Origin of the sequence: Rhodococcus sp. NPDC059968, from assembly GCF_042738615.1 — a bacterium.
GTDB lineage: Bacteria > Actinomycetota > Actinomycetes > Mycobacteriales > Mycobacteriaceae > Rhodococcus_F.
The window spans coordinates 15,148-35,489 of the sequence record NZ_JBHWUE010000098.1; the positions used below are offsets into that span (position 1 = coordinate 15,148).

General features: G+C 64.0%; 14 protein-coding genes and 2 pseudogenes. 9 read left to right on the forward strand and 7 right to left on the reverse strand.

All coding sequences use genetic code 11. The annotated features are described in order from the left end of the window. Positions 1-36: 36 nt before the first annotated feature. The 3 genes from ACFWAY_RS43460 to ACFWAY_RS43470 form a co-directional block, all read right to left on the reverse strand. Complete coding sequence (locus tag ACFWAY_RS43460) at positions 37-1,653, reverse strand: ParB/RepB/Spo0J family partition protein (RefSeq protein ID WP_378514846.1); 1,617 nt, start codon at positions 1,651-1,653, stop codon at positions 37-39. 2,060 nt (positions 1,654-3,713) lie between these two features. Beyond that, positions 3,714-4,907 (reverse strand): IS110 family transposase, encoded by a 1,194-nt coding sequence (locus tag ACFWAY_RS43465; protein WP_378514847.1) that lies wholly within the window; start codon positions 4,905-4,907, stop codon positions 3,714-3,716. 799 nt (positions 4,908-5,706) lie between these two features. Continuing rightward, positions 5,707-6,285 (reverse strand): DUF6431 domain-containing protein, encoded by a 579-nt coding sequence (locus ACFWAY_RS43470; RefSeq protein WP_378514848.1) that lies wholly within the window; start codon positions 6,283-6,285, stop codon positions 5,707-5,709. A gap of 798 nt (positions 6,286-7,083) precedes the next feature. On the opposite strand from ACFWAY_RS43470, the gene ACFWAY_RS43475 reads away from it, so the two are divergent. Then, positions 7,084-7,635, forward strand: a complete 552-nt coding sequence (locus ACFWAY_RS43475) for a hypothetical protein (RefSeq protein ID WP_378514849.1) — start codon at positions 7,084-7,086, stop codon at positions 7,633-7,635. A gap of 1,211 nt (positions 7,636-8,846) precedes the next feature. On the opposite strand, the gene ACFWAY_RS43480 is transcribed toward ACFWAY_RS43475, so the two are convergent. Then, complete coding sequence (locus ACFWAY_RS43480) at positions 8,847-9,074, reverse strand: hypothetical protein (RefSeq protein WP_072951631.1); 228 nt, start codon at positions 9,072-9,074, stop codon at positions 8,847-8,849. Positions 9,075-13,184: 4,110 nt separating this feature from the next. Here ACFWAY_RS43480 and ACFWAY_RS43485 point away from each other — a divergent pair. Next, positions 13,185-13,592 (forward strand): DUF6283 family protein, encoded by a 408-nt coding sequence (locus tag ACFWAY_RS43485; protein WP_378514850.1) that lies wholly within the window; start codon positions 13,185-13,187, stop codon positions 13,590-13,592. A 285-nt stretch (positions 13,593-13,877) separates the two neighbouring features. Here the strand turns inward: ACFWAY_RS43485 and ACFWAY_RS43490 are convergent, their stop codons facing one another. Next, positions 13,878-14,402: a hypothetical protein gene (locus ACFWAY_RS43490; protein ID WP_378514851.1), complete on the reverse strand. Its 525-nt coding sequence runs from the start codon at positions 14,400-14,402 to the stop codon at positions 13,878-13,880. Positions 14,403-14,533: 131 nt separating this feature from the next. On the opposite strand from ACFWAY_RS43490, the gene ACFWAY_RS43495 reads away from it, so the two are divergent. The 3 genes from ACFWAY_RS43495 to ACFWAY_RS43505 all read left to right on the forward strand — a co-directional run bounded on the left by ACFWAY_RS43495 (position 14,534) and on the right by ACFWAY_RS43505 (position 17,509). Beyond that, positions 14,534-15,595, forward strand: coding sequence for a tyrosine-type recombinase/integrase (locus tag ACFWAY_RS43495; protein WP_378514852.1), 1,062 nt, complete (start codon positions 14,534-14,536; stop codon positions 15,593-15,595). After that, positions 15,585-15,899 (forward strand): helix-turn-helix transcriptional regulator, encoded by a 315-nt coding sequence (locus ACFWAY_RS43500; RefSeq protein ID WP_005265299.1) that lies wholly within the window; start codon positions 15,585-15,587, stop codon positions 15,897-15,899. The genes ACFWAY_RS43495 and ACFWAY_RS43500 overlap by 11 nt, the downstream gene beginning before the upstream one ends. Before the next feature lie 386 nt (positions 15,900-16,285). Beyond that, a complete protein-coding gene (locus ACFWAY_RS43505; RefSeq protein ID WP_378514853.1) occupies positions 16,286-17,509 on the forward strand; it encodes an integrase in 1,224 nt (407 codons plus the stop codon). Between the two features lie 50 nt (positions 17,510-17,559). On the opposite strand, the pseudogene ACFWAY_RS43510 reads toward ACFWAY_RS43505, so the two are convergent. Beyond that, positions 17,560-17,916 (reverse strand): annotated as a pseudogene (locus ACFWAY_RS43510) (hypothetical protein); the annotation flags it as partial. Between ACFWAY_RS43510 and ACFWAY_RS43515 the strand changes: the two are divergent. The 3 genes and pseudogenes from ACFWAY_RS43515 to ACFWAY_RS43525 all read left to right on the forward strand — a co-directional run. Continuing rightward, a pseudogene (locus ACFWAY_RS43515) lies at positions 17,909-18,955 on the forward strand (TerD family protein); the annotation flags it as partial. The pseudogenes ACFWAY_RS43510 and ACFWAY_RS43515 sit on opposite strands and share 8 nt — an antisense overlap. 103 nt (positions 18,956-19,058) lie before the next feature. Continuing rightward, complete coding sequence (locus tag ACFWAY_RS43520; protein ID WP_378514854.1) at positions 19,059-19,229, forward strand: hypothetical protein; 171 nt, start codon at positions 19,059-19,061, stop codon at positions 19,227-19,229. Positions 19,230-19,244: 15 nt separating this feature from the next. Beyond that, the gene (locus ACFWAY_RS43525) at positions 19,245-19,499 is read left to right on the forward strand and encodes a hypothetical protein (RefSeq protein WP_378514855.1); all 255 of its coding nucleotides are present in this window, start codon (positions 19,245-19,247) and stop codon (positions 19,497-19,499) included. A 45-nt stretch (positions 19,500-19,544) separates the two neighbouring features. Here the strand turns inward: ACFWAY_RS43525 and ACFWAY_RS43530 are convergent, their stop codons facing one another. Beyond that, entirely contained in the window at positions 19,545-19,757 is a 213-nt protein-coding gene (locus ACFWAY_RS43530) for an excalibur calcium-binding domain-containing protein (RefSeq protein ID WP_378514856.1), read from the reverse strand. Here ACFWAY_RS43530 and ACFWAY_RS43535 point away from each other — a divergent pair. Next, a partial coding sequence (locus tag ACFWAY_RS43535; RefSeq protein WP_378514857.1) for a transposase occupies positions 19,735-20,342 on the forward strand: 608 nt, incomplete at its 3' end. The genes ACFWAY_RS43530 and ACFWAY_RS43535 overlap by 23 nt on opposite strands.

Sequence of the window (20,342 nt, forward strand, 5' to 3'; positions counted from 1 at the left end):
GAGATATGAAGTCGGTGATGCACCGTGCATCACCGATCAACCGGCGTCACGCAACTCGCGGCGCGCAGCATCGATTCGAGCTTCCTCCCATGCGGTCGGCCGGTACCCAGCGCGCTCGGACAACAACTCCAAGTACGTGAGGTCCGAAGCCCCCCACTCCCGAGAGTCATTCGCTGCCGCAAGTTCGTAACCAGCGACCGCGCAGGCCCAGGCAATCTCACTGCGGCGCTTCTCGTCGCCGTTCTGGGCGCTCATCCTGAACTCGCCCGCGTCCAGACCTTCCAGCCGCATATACGCCTGCGCCAGGCGCCACCCCTCCGCGCTCGTCGCCAACGCGGAAACACCGTAGGCGTACTGGTCGATGAAGTAGGTCACCAACTTTTCCCGCGGAGGAACAGAGGCCACAAGCTTCTTGCCCGCCTCGCGACGAGCCTTCTGTGCCGCCGTCCGTGCTTCCGCTTCTAATTTCGCGGCCGATTCGCTGGCATCCTCGGTCTCGTCTGTGGGCATGTCGATCGCATAGAAGACGAGCGTTCCCTGACCGGAATCGATCGCACCGACGAGGTTTGCACTCGCAAGATCGACATCGGAGACCTCGAACAGTCGATGCTCGTGGAAACCATCACCGAACCGCTCGCGGGGATCCACAATCTCAAGACCCGCAGCCAACGCCTGCTCCCGCGACTTCCGCTCGGTCAACACACGTTCAGCGGCACGCGTCGGGCTCATTCCGCGATCAGAAATCAGCGCGAACGCCGCGAGCTGCTCAGCACGACGGGCATCCGTGCCCTGAGTCGGGTCCGCCTTCTTCTGCCAGCTTCGAGCAGGACCGTAGGGGAGCGCCCCCGCCAACGCCGCACCCTCGGCGCCACGAATCGCATCCTCAGCAATCGCGGTCTGAATCTCGGGGGCAAGAAGTAACAACGACAGCCGCCTGGACACCGTTGCCTGGTCGACACCGAGCTTCTCTGCGATCGCACGCTGAGACAACCCCAACTCGGAATACCGAGCGAACATCTGAGCCTCAGCGAGCTCCGAAAGGTCCTGACGCCCAAGATTCTCCAGCGTCATGGCATCGAGGTCGCCGTGATCATCCATCACGGCGTCATCAATTACCGCCGGAATCGTTGCCAAGCCGGCTGCGATAGCGGCCGCACGACGACGGTGCCCATAAATGACCACATACTCGGCATCGTCGCCAATAGCGTGAGCGAGGTCAGGCCGCTCCGTGAGGAATCCCTCGCGCGTTACCAGCAGCGCGGGAACCTTGATGCCGTTTGCCCTGGCCCCATTAACCAGCTCATCCCACTTCGGGTCGCCAGTCTGGGGCTTGGACCTGTCCGGGTCATTGAACGGGTGAGGGGCAGTCTGGAGAACTGGAACCTGCACAACGGTCTGACCGTCGGCTGCAGCCAGTCCGACTAGCGCGGCGGTGATGCCGCCCGAGTTTGCATCACCGTTCGCCTGCGTAGTAGTTACATCACCGGAGGCAGCGGCCGCGAGTTCCTCACTCTCTTCGCCGCCGGCGAACTTTCGGAACCGACTCGCGGTCTTCCTGCCTGCCGGCTTGCGCGCGGCTGGCTTTCGCTTGGTCGCGGCCGGACCGGTCGATGGACTGGCAGCCACCATTTCGGATGTCACTCCGGCGTTCATCATCCTCCATTCTCAGTGCATGCTTTGCATGTATTTAGATGGAGCGTACTGGGAACGATCTGCCTCCTTTGATATCTCCGGCGGCGTGTCGCCTATGCGGTGATGCACCGTGCATCATCGACGGCATAACGCATCCCAAACCGCGCCAAATCCACACCCAGGAGCAAGGCAGGTGCCACACCACGCCGGTGATGCACCGTGCATCACCACCAGACCAGTCGCGATCAGGCTGGTTCGTCGACTACTTGACCGATTAATGCGGCCGAACCCGGTTCGCTGTGGATGCCTTCGGTGATGCACCGTGCATCACCGCATTGGCGGCACAATCAGGTTGCAAGCCGCGGGGTACCTGTGACGGCAGTGCCTCGGCATCCGGGCGAGCGGGGTACCGCACATTGCCGGCGATGGGGCCTCGACGGCCTCACCCGCCCCCACTGCGACAACACGGCCCCTACGGAACCCGAACAGGAGGGCCCACGCAACGCTGACCACATAACCACCCCACGAGGAGTCACGCGACAACCTCGTACACCACGTCCTGGGGCTTGACCAAGTCGACACCGTGAGACGGAGGTGGCGGTCGACCGCAGCGCCGCCCAGGCAAAGCGGGGTTTCACTCCTCCGCGGTGATGCACGGTGCATCACCACCATCTGTCCTCCGCGGTGATGCACGGTGCATCACCGCGGAGGACTCGCGATCTGGCCGACTCGTCGTCTACGCGACTGATAAGCGAGGCCGAGCCCATTCGCTGTCGATGCCTTCGGTGATGCACCGTGCATCACCGCATTGGCGGCACATCAGGTTGCAAGCCGCGGGTGGCTAGGACGGCGCAGAGTCTCGGCGCTCGGGCGAGGCGTTTCACTGCCGACCTCTCATGGCGGCCCGTGTGTGTTCGCCACAGCAAGGCACTCTGCACGCTCGTGCGGGGCCGGTGACAGCGTCGAGGGGGATTGCGCTTGGGTACGCCTCGTGGGAAACCTCCGCTGAGGACCGGGACCGGTTGGGGCTAGCGTCCTTCTGATGGCTAGCTAACTGGGTCCTCGCTGAGATGCGGTGGATGGCCCCGCGCGTATGTCGGCTTCACTCCTGCGATCGGCGTGTCATTCCCCGCCCCGCCGCATCGGTGTTGCTCCAACATCTTGACGCTTCCCCGACTCCACTGAATTGATTCTCCTTGGTGAGGTCGTTCTCGCCAGCAGCGCAATCGAACCTGGACGGCACCGGAGACAGTGGGCGTGTAGCGACTTACTCACGAAAACGAGAGATACCGTCGTAGGTCACCTCATATGGGACTTCACGTTGACTAGCGAGTGCTCACGGGAGCGTCGCTCGATCGAAGCTTGGGTGATGCACGGTGCATCACCCAAGGGAGCTCGCTCTAATGGCTCACGGACACTGTCCATCTGGCCGGGGCGGCCTTTGCAACCTTCAGTGCACCTTCTCGCCCGGCCTCGGTCAAGAATATCGGCAATCAGGTTGCGGATCCGGTGTGCCCGTCGGATTCGTTTCTGCGCCGAATGCCCGACTTGAGCCCAACCACTATGAGGCGGCGCTCCACCTTCCTATCGTCACCCAAGAGGCGGGGCAACCTCACTACCGCGTGCATACGCCTCGTGGCTCATCGAGTGGCGGAGCGCTCCTGCCCGCGGGCCAGCCTTCCTGCCCGATCAACCCGACGGGGGATTAAACGATCGCTTCAGCCAGCATTCGGTCGACCTCTTGATCGGCTCCGCCTCGTCTGGTCAAACCATAGGGGTGATGCACGGTGCATCACCCCTATGCGGGTCAGCTCAACAACTTCAGAACATGGATCCGAGGACTGACGTGAGGTCCCGCGGCTTCGCCCGGCCGCAGCGCACCCAAGCGCCGTCAACCGCTAGTCCAGAAGCGCCTGGTGGCCATCGAACGTGATTGAGGCTGCTGACTTCCCTCACGATTCCGCAGGGTCCTGGTGGGCTTATGCATTCACTCACCGGTTGAAAGTTATGGAGCGGGAGTGCCAGCCACTGCGTCTCGATGCCGCCGCGAAACGTCCGGGGGGGTGTCCCTATGGTTTTCGTCAAGCCGCTGAGGGGGTTGGATTCCGGTAGAGTTCCTTGTTCTTGAGCATGGCGTAGAGGACGTCGCAGCGGCGTCGGGCGAGGCAGATCAGGGCCGCGTTGTGTTTCTTCTTCTCGTCCCGTTTTTTGTCGTAGTAGGCGCGACTGGTGGGGTCGTGGAGGGCGGCGAAGGCGGACAGGAACAGGGCGCGTTTGAGTTTCTTGTTGCCGGAGCGGGCCGGGTGCTCGCCACGGATGGAGGAGCCCGATTTACGGGTGACCGGTGCGATGCAGGCATAGGCTGCCAGGTGCGCGGCGGAGGCGAAGGCGGAGCCGTCGCCGACCTCGATCAGGATCCGAGCTGCCGTCCTGACGCCGATGCCGGGCATCGAGGTCAGGACCCGGGTAAGAGGGTGGTCATCGAGGGCCCTCTCCACGTCCGCGGCGACCGCTTTGCGTTGTAACAGGGTCTCTTTCAGTGAATCCGCGAGTTTGGGGAGAACGGTTTCGGCGGCCGTGGTGCCGGGCACCACCACGGTCTGCTCGTCGAGGGCGGCAAGGATGTCGGTGGCCAACCGGGCGCCCATGCGGGGTGCGTGCTTGACCGCGATCGCGGTGAGCTTGCGCTTGCCGGCCTGCCGGATTCCGGTCGGCCCGCCGCAGCGGGAGAGGATCTCGAGCACCGCCGGATGGGCGATGCGGGGGCCGAGGACCCGCTCGAGGGCGGGGTGGATGGAGGTGAGCAGGCCGCGGATGCGGTTGCTGACCCGGGTGGCCTCGCCGGCGAGGTCGTCGTCGAATCCGACGAGGACCTCGAGTTCGGCGAGGGCCTCGTCGCCGGTGTCGACGCGGCGCAGGGTGTGCGGCATGGTGCGGGCGGTATCGGCGATGATGAAGGCGTCTCGGGCGTCTGTTTTCGCCTGTCCGGGGTACAGGTCGGCGATGCGGCGCATCGCCAGTCCGGGCAGGTATCCGACGTCGTGGCCGCCTACGCGGGCCACGGTGACGGGCAGGGCGCCGATCGTATTGGGTTGGTCGACGACCACCAGCACCGATCCGTGGCTGGCCAGGCGGTCGAGGACCGCCCGCAGCTTCGTTTCGTCGTTCGGCAGGGCCTTGTCGTAGATCTTCTTTCCGGCGGCGGTCAGTCCGACGGCGTGGTGTTCGCCTTTGCCGACGTCGATTCCGCAGTACACTGCATAGTTCGAGTCCATTCAGGGGTCGTCCCTTGTGTCTCGGTCGGCCGGTCGCCGTTCCGGCATCGACGCCCGGCACCCACGTTACAAAGAGACCTACACAATTTCGGTTGGCCGTGTCCCTATAAGCGGTCCGTCGACGCCACCACACCCGGCGACACCACCCCCCGGATCATGCGAGAGACAGGGGCAAGGAGTCATACCGGGTCTGGCGACCGTAGCCCTTCTGTGAAGGACCGTGAATAAGGTAACGGGGGCGTGAGTTCGGCTACGGTTCCCCATCTTTGCGGAGAGGGCGTCGTATCTCACATATGCGCGAACGATCGCCTGAGATCCGATTGCCGGATCCCATCGCCCCACAGATCCCGCACCGATCGCGTGCGGCGCCCAGGTGTGCCAGTCCGAAATTGATGGCTCACAAACCAACCCACCAAGGCCGCACCAGTGAAATGCCTGACAAGACAGTGGGGCAGCCGCGTTTGAATCTGACTCATTCTGTGTTGCTTCATCTCATTTCAGTTCGTCCTCGACGCCAATCCTCCGCTTGCCTTAAGTCCGGAACGAATCCGAGGGCACTGTGGCCAAGTCGCTCTTACCAGATTGCAAGACCGCTAGTCCGCACAAAGACTCTCGGGTGTTGGCCGTCGCTGAGAGTGCAGACGATGGCGTCACGGAATTTGCAGACGCAGGTGTCGCCGTTCGTCGGCAGGCTGACGGGCTCGTCGGCACGGTGACTGCTGTGCGTCATTGCGAACGCCGACGATCGGCACGATGACAGACGCACCCGGGCACGGCAAACCCGGACCGGACGGTTCTGTCAGCCGCTGCGTGGTGGGGACAGCAGACGTCCCTGTGCGTAGATCCCGATCAGGTCCCACGGCGGATCGGGGAACCCGAAGCGGCGACGATCCTCGACCGCGGCCGCCGCCAGGACGCACAGCGCGTCCCCGAGCGGATTCCCAACGAACCGAATGGTGCCGAACGCCTCGCGGGCGACGAGGACCAGCCGCTCGGTACCCCGGCGATGGAGCCACTGCACATGCTCAGCGGTAGCGCGGCGTAGCCAGCGGCGCACGGTCGAACCCGGGCGGCCCATCCGCTCGGCGATCCTCCGGAACCCTAGCCCTTTCGCCTTGTAGGCCAACGCATTCCCGATCACCTCGGTGGTGTCGGCCCGGCGTACCTGCAGGGCGGTGGGCAGCAGGATGTGCGTGGCGCCGCAGTCGCGGCAGCGCACCCGTTGTGGGCGCACGGTCAGGGTCGTCTCGCCCACCGAGCGGACCGTGCGGGCACGCCCGTGTCCCCACCTGGCCACCGTGCCCCGGCACTGCGGGCATCGCATGGTGCCGGCGTCGAGAAAGGTGTCGGCCTCCTCGGGCCGGCGTATGACGATCACAGCCGATGACTCCGCTCATGGTGGGACCAGTGTCGACGACTACATCCAATCGCACCAGGGGCCAGTTCGTGTTGGTAGCAGCGCTTCTCGCGGCACGCCGTCACCCTGGATGCCGACGAAGTCGCCGACGACACCGCGCGGTGGTGTCCGCCCGATCCGGCAGTGCTCATCACGGCTGTTCTCGTTCCTCGGCACGATGACGATGCAGACGATCGGCTCTCTGGCCGGAGCCCATCTGCATCACGGGTGACGGTTGGTGGCGCCATGGTCGTCATACACAGGGACGCTCAACACTCGGCACGACCGGATCTCTACTGCCGCACAAGAGATCCCTTGGCCACGACGTATCCCATCCAACCGAAGGGAGTCCGTAGTCAGCATGTGGCTTCCCGCGATTGCTCACTTTCATCCAAGAGCGATGCCCGCGACCTGGTGCGGGCCTTTGGGTCGAGCGACGGAGGAACACGAACGCGGCGTCAACAGCGCAGGAACACGAACGCGGCGTCAACAGCGCAGGAACACGCTCAACCTGTTCCCCCGTCCGCGGAGTGGGCACCACGTGGAGCGGTGAGATGGGCGATGGGCGATGGGCGATGGACGCAACTAGACCGGGCAAAGAACGGACACCGACCCGGCGACTGGATACGCCGTCCCGCCAGACCCGCATCGCAGGAGTAGGCCCGGCACCTGGAATGCAGATCAGGCTCGGCCGCAGCGATCGTTATTCGCTGCGGGGCATGACTCCCGGAGCCATCGCTTAACACCACGCTTGTACCCGCGCCCTCGATCGCCACGCGAATGGCTGCTCTGCAGAAGCTATGGTTCTCTGCCTCAGTCGATCGTCAGTGTTCAGAGATGTTCATCAGCCTTTTGGCGCTCAAGCAGCTTCGACGCAAGGGCTTGCTTGCACCGCTCACGGTGCCCAGGAGTCGCCATGACACGATCGCGGCGACTGAGACGCGCGTCGCGGTCGACAATGCGCTGACGGGCTTCCTGGGCCGCTTTTTGGGCCATCTCAGATGGCGAGGGGCGGGTCCAATCGATCTGAGTCAACCGCCACCGGAGGTATCCAAGAGGCCTGTCTATATGTTGCGGCCAAATCCAGCCCCGCTGTTGGGTATCGCGCGTGAGCTCAGTGGCGATGTCACGCCCGCGCCAGCGACTCCCGTCAATGCCAGCACTCGCAAGGACCTCGCAGATTGCCCCGATGTGCCCAGCCGATTCGAATGCTGGTGCGTGAAAGAGCAGCTCAGCGGCCGTGCGCTGCAGGGCTATCGGTCGAGGTTGTTGTGTCGGGGGCTGTGGATTCTTCGATTGCTCGCCCGCGCGCGCTCGCGCGCGTTTTGGTGATAGATCTCTAACAAGAGATAACAACTTAAATCCCCTAGAAGGGGATAGGGGGCCACGAGCGTGCAATTGGGGATAAGTTGAGCGAGTCGCATTGGGTGAGCGTCGGACCTTCTTGGAGAGCTTCTTCACCGCGCGCCCAGCGGCGATGACCAGGGATTTCGGCGACGTCAGCGCCCAAACTGACGCCGCACGACGTTGAATCCGCCCGTGATGAGATTCAGCAGCAAACGATTCGTCAGCTCTCAGGTACCTCCCTCGTACCATTTCGCGTGCGACAGAAAGCGTCTGAAGTGCCCTTCTGGCGCGTTTCACAACTGACACGCTGACTCCGCTGCGGTGGGCGATCGTATCCCGTGCGGCGCATACGCGCCGGCCCGTTGACCGCTCTGCGAACGAGGCCATAGTCACGGCCACAGCGAAGACGAACTCTGTGCTGACCTTGCATCGCCGGCAAACGTCACGCCCAGTAGGAGAGTTCAACACATTGCGGACCTGGAGCTGCCAGGCAGAACGCCCGGTCCATGCTGGTGTTGAGGCTTGTCGGCCGGGATCGACGGGTAACGACCAGGACCGGCCCCGCTGCTCACTCTCCGCATTGAGTTGCTCGACTTGATTGACCCGTTCGACAGCGGCCGAGACGAGGGCGTCCCATTCGGTGTCGTTGGTCGTAGAAGCCTCGCCAACGGGGGTGATCTGGACAGAATCGACGGAAAATGCGGCCGCATGAGCCGCAGAATTGGGGTGCATGACGCGCCTTTCACGCGCCCTTAACCAGGTTGTTGCCGTGAGTCGCTGGCATCACCAGCAGGACATGGCTTACCCTGACAAGAGCGCACGGTATCGACACGACTGCTCGCGGGACTGCCAATCACAGGAGCGGTCGTGTTGGAACGGCCAAATATGGGCGGTGGGTCTCATCCGGAAACGGTGGGACCCACCGACGTTTTCGCTAGTGGAATCGACACCCCCTCACGGCATGCGTATACGCCGGAAGAGCCGGCGACATAAGGTCTGCGCTCACGGAATTGTCACGTTGGCGCTGAGATGAGACGTTGCGGACACCAATATCACGTCGTGTCGCGTGCGCACGACGAATCGCGCGTCCTATACTCATAGAAGGCAGACCTCCTCCCTTGCGTGGCGGTTTGTACGACGAGCGGAACCCCCGGAGCTGGCGAGCGAAGGGGGGTTTCGCCTTTTCTGGGCTTTGTTCAGCCCGTCATTGGCAACTCTTCCTGTCTGGCTTGCGCCGGAATCGCTGGCTCGTTCTCGAGTGCCAGCTGAATCAGCGCGATCATTCGATCGGTGATTGTCTTGACACGACCATCGTCAACCGGTGCGAGAATCCGGTCGGCGATCTCCGCGGGGAACTCAACCCCGATATGGCGAACGGCGACGTCGCGGGCTGGGCGCCCGCCCCGACTTTTCCGAGTTGTCATGCCTTAAATCCTGCTCTTTGGGTTTAACTAAACCGCGCAGCGACACGCCGAGTTAAATAAAACTCGAAAATGATGCGTCGGACCCTCCTCCAGGCGTGAATCTGGCTCCGAATCGTATGCGATCGCTACCCTGCCTACTGAAGAAATATCTGATCAAATCTTGCGGTGCGGTCGTAGGCAATCACACCACCCAAGAAACGTCACGTGATGAATCAAAATCTGTATGGTACAGCGATTTACGTACAATTAAACCGCTTCGCGACAACAAGAGATCGGGAGCCGCTCACAACACTTTCCCACCACGGATGTCACCGACCCTCCCCATAGACGAATCTCTGACCTCGCCATATCCGCAGATCCGACCTCTTTGCAGGACTTCCGGCCCATCCGTTATCGGCGTGCGAGCGAAGCAGGGAGAGAGCAATTTGAGCGAGACGTGGAATCGCCGGCACGAATCACAGCCCGACTGCCAAGGGTTCTTCGCAGGAGTTGAATTCTGTGACGCCATCGAAAAGAGTCACCTCTCCTCGACGACCTTCAATCAGTTGGGTGACACCGACACCCCAATTGGCCTTCTGCCGACGCGCTACACAGACCCGCTTGGGACGAAGTAGTGGAAATGCGCACGATGAACGCCGCAACTCACCGAGATTCTTTGCCAGCCTTTCCAACCATGTCAGCCGCTTCCATCTCATGGTCATGATGATCGGCGCGGGTTCGTTTCTCGACCATCTTGACTTTCAGGTCTATGCGATCGTGGCTTGTACCGGGACGGCCAATATTTGGACGAGCGAACAATGCGCGATCTCGTGCCCGATACTGTTGAGCCCCCCAACGCCAGAGATGCGGATTGCACTTCACGCAGAGCAAGCAATGCCGTCAGGATGGTTGGGCTCGTCGGGTCCTCGTTGGCCTGGGCCGGGCCAACGAGTATTTGCGAGATGATCACTGGCGACCCAGTCATATTCGCAAGACACGAGTTCGATACCTCACGATTCAGTCGTCCGCCGAATTATCCAGTCAAGAGACGGGGAGCTCACGCGGACAAGAATGCGTTCACCCCCGACCGACGGCAAATTACGACACATGCAATCTGGCGGCACAGGAAGTTGTCGTGATTGTCGGTGACCGGCCGACTATCGCTGCGGGCAGGAGCGCCGCTAGCTGACGGAACGATACGCAACAGTGGCTGAGGCGGTGCGGTTAGGGGCGATACGTAGACATGATCGCGTCGTCAAAGCCGGTTGGGCAGTCCTGGATTCGTTCCCCGCGCCACTACTCGCGAAACTTCGTCAACATCCAGATCTCGAAGAGTTGCATCTTTTGGTCAGTTCAGCATTTCGGTCTGCTGGAGGCCGAAGATAGTGACGCTGACCCCTTCTCGGCGACGAATTGCGCGCCACAGCGAATGTTGTTGCACCGGTCTTGGTCCCAGTGGGGAATAGATGATGATGCACGGTGCATCACCCGGAGATCAGGTGATGCACCGTGCATCACCGAAGCACCGACAACGAACTGGCGCGCGTCGGTCGGGCAGGCGACGAGCCAGCGTGACCGCGACTCCACTGCGATGATGCACCGTGCATCATCGGTGGGGTGCCCTGCCCTGCCCTGCCCACCTCGCCCGGTGCCGAGACCTACCGCCGTCACTGCCATTTGCGGCTTGGAACCGGTTGTGTCACTCCTCGGTGATGCACCGTGCCTCACCGAGGGCATCGACAACAAACTGACGAGCGTATCGGTCAAGCAGGCGATGAGCTGGCCTGATCGCGACTCCACTGCCGTGATGCACCGTGCATCACGGGTGGGTGTGGACCTCGCGTCGATCCGGCGAGATTGACCTGGCCCGGGCCGGGGTGGTGTACGCGTTCGGTGATGCACGGTGCATCACCGAAGTTGGGTCCATCCTCAGGGCGTCGTGGTGTTGCGACTCCGATGCGATGGATTGGTGAGTTGCCGTTGATTTCGCGAAGGGCGGTGACGACCGTTTCGACGGAGCAGGGACCATGAGGTCACTGAACACGCGTCGTCGGTTGGATACGCCTCAGCATGCGGTCGCGCCTTCCTTGTGCTCCAAGCCTGGACATCCCATTGATCGACGGTCGACTTTCGGCTCGATCAGCGCTGCGAGGCCGGATGCTCTGTAGCTGGATTAGTTTCAGTCAACGTCGCTCGTGCCTCGCCGCAATGGGCGGCGAAGAATGCTCACCGTCTTCCCTAGAACCGGAGGCGGCCCGTGTCATCGTTATGGTGCTCCGAGCGAGCGAGCGAGCCGGCCGGGTACGGACGTTGGCTGCATGGTTTGGAATTCGTGGGAAATGCCCGAGTCCTGTTGGAGCGGCCGTCAGTGATCCACTACCTGTGCGGGCCGCCGCCGTCGGAAATGAGGCCGATGGAGCGGGGGCGGTGCCCGACCGGCCTGCGCCATCCGCGGCACTCGATGCTGGGTGCAGAACTGCTTCGGGGTGAGGTGAACCGGATCCGGGCAAGCAACCGAGGTTTTGGAGAATGGTGTCGGGCAGGAAAGGCGGCCCGCCTTCCTCGCCAGATCGCTGGATTGACAGGGTGTCGAGCGAACGCCAAACGATCTTACGGAGGCAAGTAGCGTCGGCATGCATTCCACAAACGTATCGAGTTTCTCGGCGGTGTACGGGAACGGCTCGATGCAGAGGTCCACGCCTACTGCACGGGCACCTTCGCGACTACCTCAGAACTGCCTTCGGGTGATGCACGGTGCATCACCCGAACGTCAGGTGATGCACCGTGCATCACCCAAAGGTGCGGGGTGGATGCGCAACGTCGTGAGTAAGCCAATCTGGTGTGGTTGAGGGAGGTTCAATACGGATCCGACACTTCCCGCTTCGTTATGAACGTGCAAATGGATGGACCACGTGTGCGACCAAAGCAAGAGACTGTCGGGGACTGAGGCAATTGCCGGGCCTTCGTGAGCAAACTGCAGTCGGGGCGACGACCCTAGCCCTTGCAGACGGAGGTCGGGCTGGTTAGGGGTCGCGCGAATGAAGATTTACGTGTCCGTCTGGTCGCCGGTTATATATGATCGACCAAGTGTGCGCTGAGGTAGTCGCGGTGAGAACGATTTAAAACACTTCTACTGCAATGAAATTCGATGACGAAGAACCCATGGTCCGCACCCGCCGATCACCGTGAGGCTGTAGCTTCGCAAGACAGTGGAGGTTGCCAGAGTTCACGCGTCGGATGCGGATGGGCTCGTTGGCGTCACCGCGTCGCACCGTGGCCGAAGCGAGCAGCTTCGAGGTCGAACCACGCGGAACCCCGCCGGAGCTGGCGGACGGCGGGGCCGCGACACCGGCAGTCGAGGATCGGTCAAGCAGCGCGAACCGTACTGGCTGAACAGGATTCAACTCACGGGGTTGCGACACCAGCGGCCTGCACATCGGGTCAGCCGGTGCAATCCAGATCGTATGATGCCGAAACCGCCGATCCCAAGAGTGTGTCGTACGCCACACACGATTTCTTGGGCGCTCACAAACGGTTCATCGCGTATCGGGAACCCAGGCGAGAATGGTGAACCAGCCGACAGCTGACCGTGTCTGTAGGCCGAGTGGCTTCTGCAGTTCAAGGCCACGTCCACGAACGTTTCTGCAGACCAATCACTTTCGTGCTCTCGCAACTCGATCGCTGTCAGCTACACGCAGAAGGAACGCGCGGTGGTCGCAGCAACGGCATCCTCACGTTCTTCGGCCCAGGCTGACCCTCGGTCGCGCCACGAAGATCAGCATGACCCACCGGGTGAATGCAAAGAACGACGATCTGCAGACCGCTCCCGGCGCTACGGCCACACACAGCCGACGCCCTTCGCAGGAGGCATACAAGAAGAGGATGGCCTGATCCGCTGACCGAGACCCGGATCTGTCTGCGAGAGAGCAGGAGATCCAGGCCCCGCTACCGACACGGTCGCCGGTGGAGCATCGCCGATCAACCCCACGATGTGGTCGACGACTGAGAGGCCGCGACAGCCGAGGCGTTAATCGACCGAGGTCCACGAGAGCGGCCGGGCCGCTGCATTTTCGGCGCCAGATCGGAGCTCGGCCCACACCGCGGCGGTTTCGGTCCGCGAGAATGGTCTCCATGATCCCCACCGAGAAGGCATCACCGGCGCCAGCCGTTGCTTCTTGCGAGCGGCCTTCGGGGTTGCCGCACCGGCGGTACCCCTGCGCGGACTGCCCGTGGCGCCGCGATGTCGCCCCAGGGATATTCGGTCGTGAGCGGTTTGACGAACTTGCCTCCACATCGGGACGCCCCGGTCATGAGGCGGCAGTCGATGCTGCGATGTTCGCGTGCCACAAATCGGCGGAGGGCGAGGAAGAAGCGTGTGCAGGGTGGCTCGCGGTTGCCGGTATCGAGCACCTCGGAGTGCGGCTCTCTGTGATTCGTGGCCGGCTGGACCCCGCGGCGTTGGCACGGGAGACGGGTGGCCGGACCTGTTTGACTCGTACGAAGAATACGACGAAGTGGCCACGACGCAAGGCCGGATAGACCCGCACGGTTGAGCGTCCGGGGCCAAGTGCTGACGGACGGGCGTTGGGTTCGGTTACCCGGCACCGGTTCTGGATTCTCGCCCGACGGTAGATCCATCGTCGGCCGCGGCTCTGACAGCCCGTCAAGCCGAGCTCGCCTCCGGTCAGAAGTCAACAGTCATGTGCCGCGGTCAGACAGACGACCGCGACACGAGCGACCTACGCGCGCGGCGCCAGGTCGATGGCGTTACAGGGTGGAGATCCCGGTGATCGAGACTTTCTACGAGCGCTGGAGGCGTTCACATCACAGGTTCCACAGCGCCAGTAGTGCGGCGCGGAGGGCGGGGGAGCGGACGTAGTGGTCGGTCTGCAGTCGCGGGCTGGGATGCCCGAGGTCGGCGAGTGCCGCCGCGGCATCGGAGAGGGGAAGCGGGGGCAGGTCCGCGCGGATGCGGAGGAAGTACAGCACTGCGCCGCCCGACCGCGGGATCCGAACGGCATCGGACACCACGACAGCTGGCGCGTAGATCCATTCGTCGTCGGCGGAGACAAAGACCATCACGTCGCCGCGCCGGACAGCGCTGGGTCTATCGAGGCGGAGCGATTCGAGTTGGTACTTCACCGCAGGCCCGGCGGTGGTCCGCTGTTGTGCACGCGGCTGTTCCATCACGTGTTGTTCGGTGGGGCTGGGTGTGTAGTCGACGGCATGCTTGACGAACATCCGGGTGACCGGGACGGGCAGAAAATCGGTTTCGGGGTCGCGGATTCGGCCGGTGACTCCAGGGATTGGCACCGCCCGGCCGATTTCCCACTCGATTGGAAGTGGCATACGTTCGTTCTCTCGGAAATTGCCTGCGAGCTGGTCATTCAGTCCGGTTTGGGGAGTCCACTGTTTTCGAGGTGGGATTCCGTTCGTGTCGGTACCACCTTGACGAGCAAGGTGGCCTTAACCTGTGTGGCATGAGTCACACCTTTCGTGTGGTGCAGGGCAGGACGGTCGAGGTCGCCCACGCGTCGACCGATCCGCTGACCTTTCAACTCGAATGCGTCGAGGCGTTCGTGACCTCGCGGGTGGTCCGAGGCTTCAGTGCGGTGACCATCGAGAACGAGACAGGTGAGCTCGAGCGGATGCTGGCGGCGCTGGGCAAACCGGTGTGGGAGGCCACCGCCGACGATGTCGATCGAGTGGTCGGAGCGATGGCCGCGGACGGCTTGCTGGCGTCGACTCGACGCAGATATGTGCAGGCGCTGAGCAGTTTTCACCGGTTCCTGATCACCCGCCGCGCCGGGGAGATCGAGGCGTTGTTCGGGGTGCGGTTGACGAACCCGATCGACGAGTTCAATGCGAGCCGTCATGTCGGTGACGATTCACCGAGGCTGCTTCCACCTCCGAGCGTGAGTCGGGTGGCCGTCTTCTTCGACTTCCTCAAGGAACGGATCGGCTCGGCTCGCAAGTACGCGCCAGCGGCCCGGGATTATGCGCTGTTCCGGACCTTGTATCACGCCGGGTTGCGCTCCGATGAGGCGTCCAAACTCGAGATCGCGGACGTCTACTTCGGGCAGGGCCCGTTCGGGAAGTTGCATGTGCGGTTCGGCAAGGGTGCCCGCACCTCCGGGCCGCGGCCGCGGTGGGTTCCGATGCTCGACCACCTCGATCTGGTGGTGCGGTGGTATCTCGAGGATGTACGACCGAAGTTGCCGGAATCGGCGGTGTTGTTCTGCGATCGGAGTGGTGGTGCGATGGCCCGGGGCACGATCCGCAACCGTCTGCGGTATCTGCAGGATCTCGAGCACTGCCCGCCGGCGGACCGGTTCAGCCCGCACGCGCTGCGTCGGGCATGCGCCACCCACAACTACGAACGAGGAGTCGATCTCGTTGCGATACAACAGATGTTAGGGCACTGGACGGTGGGATCGACGATGCGGTACGTCCGTCCGTCGGAGACGTTCATCGAGGACGCCTACCGCAGCGCGGTGTCCGACACCGTCGCGTTCCTGCAGGGAGATGATGATGCACATTAGATGGAAACTGCGGATGGCCGCGGCGCAACGGGAAGTATGGACCGGCACCCAGCTGCGCCGTCTGCTCGCCGAACGCGGCGGACTCGAGCTGTCGTCGGCGTCGGTGTCGGCGTTGTTCACCAAGGAACCCTCGCAGATCAAGCTCAGCACGCTGCTGGCGTTGTGCACTGCGCTCGACTGCACCCCGAACGACCTGTTCGACCTCGACACCACGCCCGATCGGGTCCCCGCCGAGCCCTCGGCGCCGACAGCGTCGGAGCCCGCGGCGCGGCGCGTCGGCGGCCGGTCGATGCCGCCGGTGTGACGAAGAAGGTCGGGGACTGCACCCGCTGCGGTCGGCCGCGGGGCCGACTGGGCCGCGATTTGTGCTGCCGGTGCTGGCGCAACGCGGTCGCCGCTGCGGCGAAGTCGCCGTGTCCCCGCTGCGGGATCGAGCGGGTCTTGAGTCCGGACACCGGGCGATGCCGGTCGTGTTCGCGCACCTGCCACGACTGCGGTGCCGCCGTGCGCGGCAAGGGCGAGAGCCGGTGCCTGCGGTGCCGCCGCCGTCACGACCTCGCCGCCGCCCGCCGACGCTGTCCGCGTTGCGGCCGCGACGGCTACTTACGCGAACACACCGGTTGGTGCGGACCGTGCTCACAACCGGGGCCGGCGCCGAAGCCGGCCACCGCATGCACCGAATGCGGGCGCGTGATCCGCGGCGGCGGGGCGAGGCTGTGCAACCGCTGCTGGCAACGCTGCCCCCAACGCCCCTACACCCGCGCCGAGCACCTCCTCGCCGAACTGGATGATCCGCCGAATTGGCTGTGGGACTTCACCATCCATGTGTCGAGTCGGTACTGTCCGGCGCAGGCGACACGTCTGGTGAGTCAGCTCGGGGCGCTGCTGCGCACCGAGCCACGGGCAATGCCGCAGACCTTACTCGACCGGGCCCGCATCCCCGGCCGCTCGATCGGGTCGCTCGCGAAGGTGCTCGAGGACTTCTTCACCGCCCGCGGCCTTGCCCTGCCCACCGACCAGTCGCAGCGGCTCGCGGCCGGTCGCCGGGCGCGACGCGTGCAGGCCGTGCCCGAACCGTTGCGGCCCGCCGTCGCCGCGTTCGAACGCGCAATGCTCGACGAACGAGGCCGCGCCCGCCGCGCTGGGACCCGGCCCCGCGCCGACACCACCATCGACAAGCGATTGGCCCAGGTCCGGGACCTGTCATGTCATCTCGTCGGACGCGGGATCGAGGACTGGGCGCAGGTCGACAAGGCCGTGATCGAGGACTACCTCGCCGAGGTGTCGCCGGCCGGCGGCCCCCTGGGCGGACTTCGCCACTTCTTCCGCTTCGCTCGCCGCAGCAAGCTCATCCTGATCGATCCCACCGCCGAGCTGCGCGTGCGCACGCCCCGCGGATTCCATGGACGGACCCTGCCGCGCTCGCGACAGCGCGAACTGTTCACGCGCTGGTGCACATCAACCGAGGTGGCGCCGAACGAGGCCCTCGTCGGCCTGATGGCGTTGATCCACGGTGCCTCACAGCACGAACTGCGTCACCTGCAGCTCGCCGACATCGATCACCAGCACCGCACGGTTCGGCTCGGCCGCCGCCCACAACCGATCCCGCTGGACCCGGCGACCTGGGCCGCACTGACCCGATGCCTCGAGCACCGCACATCCGGCACCCACAATCCCCACGTCATCGTCACCAGCCGAACCCGATCCGGGCGGACACCGGCGTCCCGGCCCTACCTCAGCCACCTCCTCGACCCCGCCGACACCACGATCTCCACGCTGCGCGCCTCCCGACTGCTGGCCTTGGCCAACAGCCACGATCCCAATCTGATTGCCACCACCTACGGCATGAGCGCCGAGGGCGTCCTGGCCTACTTCGCCGACCGCGTCGATCCCACCCTGCTCGCGGACCTGTGAGATTTCAGGCGTCACCGTGCACACGTTCGCACGAACCTGTGCGCTTTAGTGGTGGCGTTGTCGAGAAACACCTGATCGACCTCGGTGATCTCCTCGATACCGTCGATAAACTTCCGCACGCCGGCAACGACCTCCGGATCGTCGGTGATGACCACGGCATCATCGGCGATCGTCGAGCTGTGGGAGGCACTCGCGGAGCCGATGACCGCCCGCCCGCTGGTGGCGATCACGTTGGCGTGCAGGTTCGGCGACGACAGGACCCTCACCCCGGACTCGACGTAGTAGGCAAGCGCAATCGGCGAGGTCACATGCGCGCGCACCGCCGCCCGGGAAGCGTTCACGACGAGGAGATCCCCAGCCCGCAACGGCAGCAGCGTCGGTGCGTCCTCGCCCAGGTAGGCGATCGACCTGTCCACTGTGCCGGAGGACGTGCACACCGTGGCCTTGGTCGGCAGTGTGGGCGAGGGCAGGTTCGGTGATCTCGGAAAGCTCGCTCTGCGTGTCGTCGACGGGGCCGGGTACACGTTGGCGGAGTACGTCACGGCCGATGCCACGACCGAGTCGGCGTTCGTGTTCGGCGAGGTGTACCGCCGCAATGCTGAGTGGAAGATCCGGGCGGTCGGGCAGGGCTGGGAGTCCGGGCTGGCGGGTTTGGCCACGGATTTCGGTGTCGACATCGATGACGAGCCGGATCTCGAACCCACCACCGGCGATGACTCAGCCGGCAGTGTCGAACCCGCTGCACCGCCGAACGGGTCCGCCGGCGACGCCCCGCAACTGGTGCCCGAACTGCCCACCCCACCCACCGCACCGGCGACACAGACGAAGGCGAGAGGCCGGGGTGTCCGCACCGCCAAGCGGCCGGCGAGAAAGTCGAAGCCGGTCGAATTCACCCTCGCCGAACAGGACACCTGGCAGCCGGCGCGGTTGTTCTCGGTCATCGGGGTCGGGACCGGGGAGGAACAGGAGCGGCGCGCTACCTCAGCCTTGATCGCCACCATGCAGGCGGTGCGCCCCTTCGCACGGGCGGTGTGCGCCCGGATGGGGGCCCCGGTCGGTGTCTTCGAAGGTTATGTGGAGGTGGCGTACGAGCGGGGTGAGACGAAGGTGATCCCGGACGCGGTGCTGAAGGTCTCCCGCGGCGCCAGGGTGTGGACCGGCCTGCTCGAGGTCAAGACCGGCAACGGCAAGCTCGAGAAGGAGCAGCTCGAGAACTATCTCGACGTGGCACGGAAGAAGAAGTACGACGTGGTGGTCAGCCTGTCGAACGACGTCCCCGCCAGTGCCGGGGAGTTGCCGGTGGAGGTCGACCGCCGCAAGCTCGCCAAGGTCGCGCTGCGGCATTTGTCGTGGGCGGAGGTGGCGCACGAGGCACGGATGTTGCTCTCGCACGGCGGTATCGACGATGACCTGCAGGCCTGGATCCTGGCCGAGTTCCTGCGTTACGACGGCGCTCGCGTTCTGTCCTTCTCGTTGCCGTCCAGCCGTGTGTCAGCGGGCCGGAGGGCGGGAGTGGTGCAATGAAGGTGTGTGACGAGGTGGGTGAGCGATGAAGCAGGTCCTGAGAGCGGTGCTGGTGTGCCTGGTCGTCGGTGCCGCGGTGCTGGTGGTGTGGGTGGTCGCGTCGCGACCGGATTCGCCCGAGCCGCCGCGCCCGCTGCCCGATACCGCGGTCATGGTCCACGGCCGGCCGACGACGTGCAGTGAACTCTTCGGGTAGTCCTGTGATTTCGGGTTGCAGTCCGCCTTCAACCGGTGGGGGACAGGCCTCGCTCCGTTCGTCGATTCCGGGGTCCTGGGCCCGTACGCCGAGCGGATCGGGTTCGTGGCGTCGGCGAGGCTGAGTCTGGACGCCTGCGCCCTGTCCCACACCACCGGAAAGACGGTCCTCGAATTCGTCGGGCAGGCGCAACGGCAGCACCCGGACGCCGGCAGCCCCGAGCTGTTTCCGTTCTGGAACCGAACCCGGCAAACCCTGTGCCCCCTGTGACCCGCACCGTCGACTACGGCGTGGCGTCGACGATGTTCCGCCGCATCACTTGTCGCAGGCGATACCGTCCTTGTCCCGGTCGAGCTTGGTCGAGTAGCCGGGCTCGCCTTGGTAGATCGGCGCGGCGCCGGCTGCTTTTGCGTCGGCGCAGGACGCGTAGCGGGACTGTCTGAATAACGGTTGATCTGATCTTGGTTCGACACGCCGAGCTGCTGCTTGGCGGGAAGGATCGATGATGACCGAAACACTGGATCCCATGGCAGCGACCGAGGTGGATCAGAAGCAGTTGGCCGAGCAACTCCTGGCCCAGGCCAAGGAGCAGGGGGTGGATTTGATGGGCCCGGACGGGCTATTGAATCAGCTCACCAAGAACGTCCTCGAAACCGCGCTGGACGCAGAGATGACCGAGCACCTTGGCTACGAGAAACACGACGCCGTCGGCCGCGGGAGCGGGAACTCACGCAACGGCACCCGGACGAAGACGGTGCTGACCGAGATCGGCCCTGTGGAAATCGATGTCCCGAGGGACACTGATTCCTCGTTCACCCCGCAGATCGTCAAGAAGCGTCAACGTCGGCTGACCGGTATCGACGAGATCGTATTATCCTTGACAGCAAAGGGTTTAACGACCGGCGAGGTCTCTGCCCACTTCCAGGATATTTACGGAGCGACGGTGTCGAAGGACACCATCTCGCGCATCACCGACAAGGTCGTCGGCGAGATGACCGAGTGGCAGGACCGGCCGTTGGACCGGGGGCGGATTCCACTGATCGAAGCGAATCCTTTCCCGAGAGGATTACGATGCCCAGGTATGCGTGGAACAAGTCACCACAGGAAGACAAG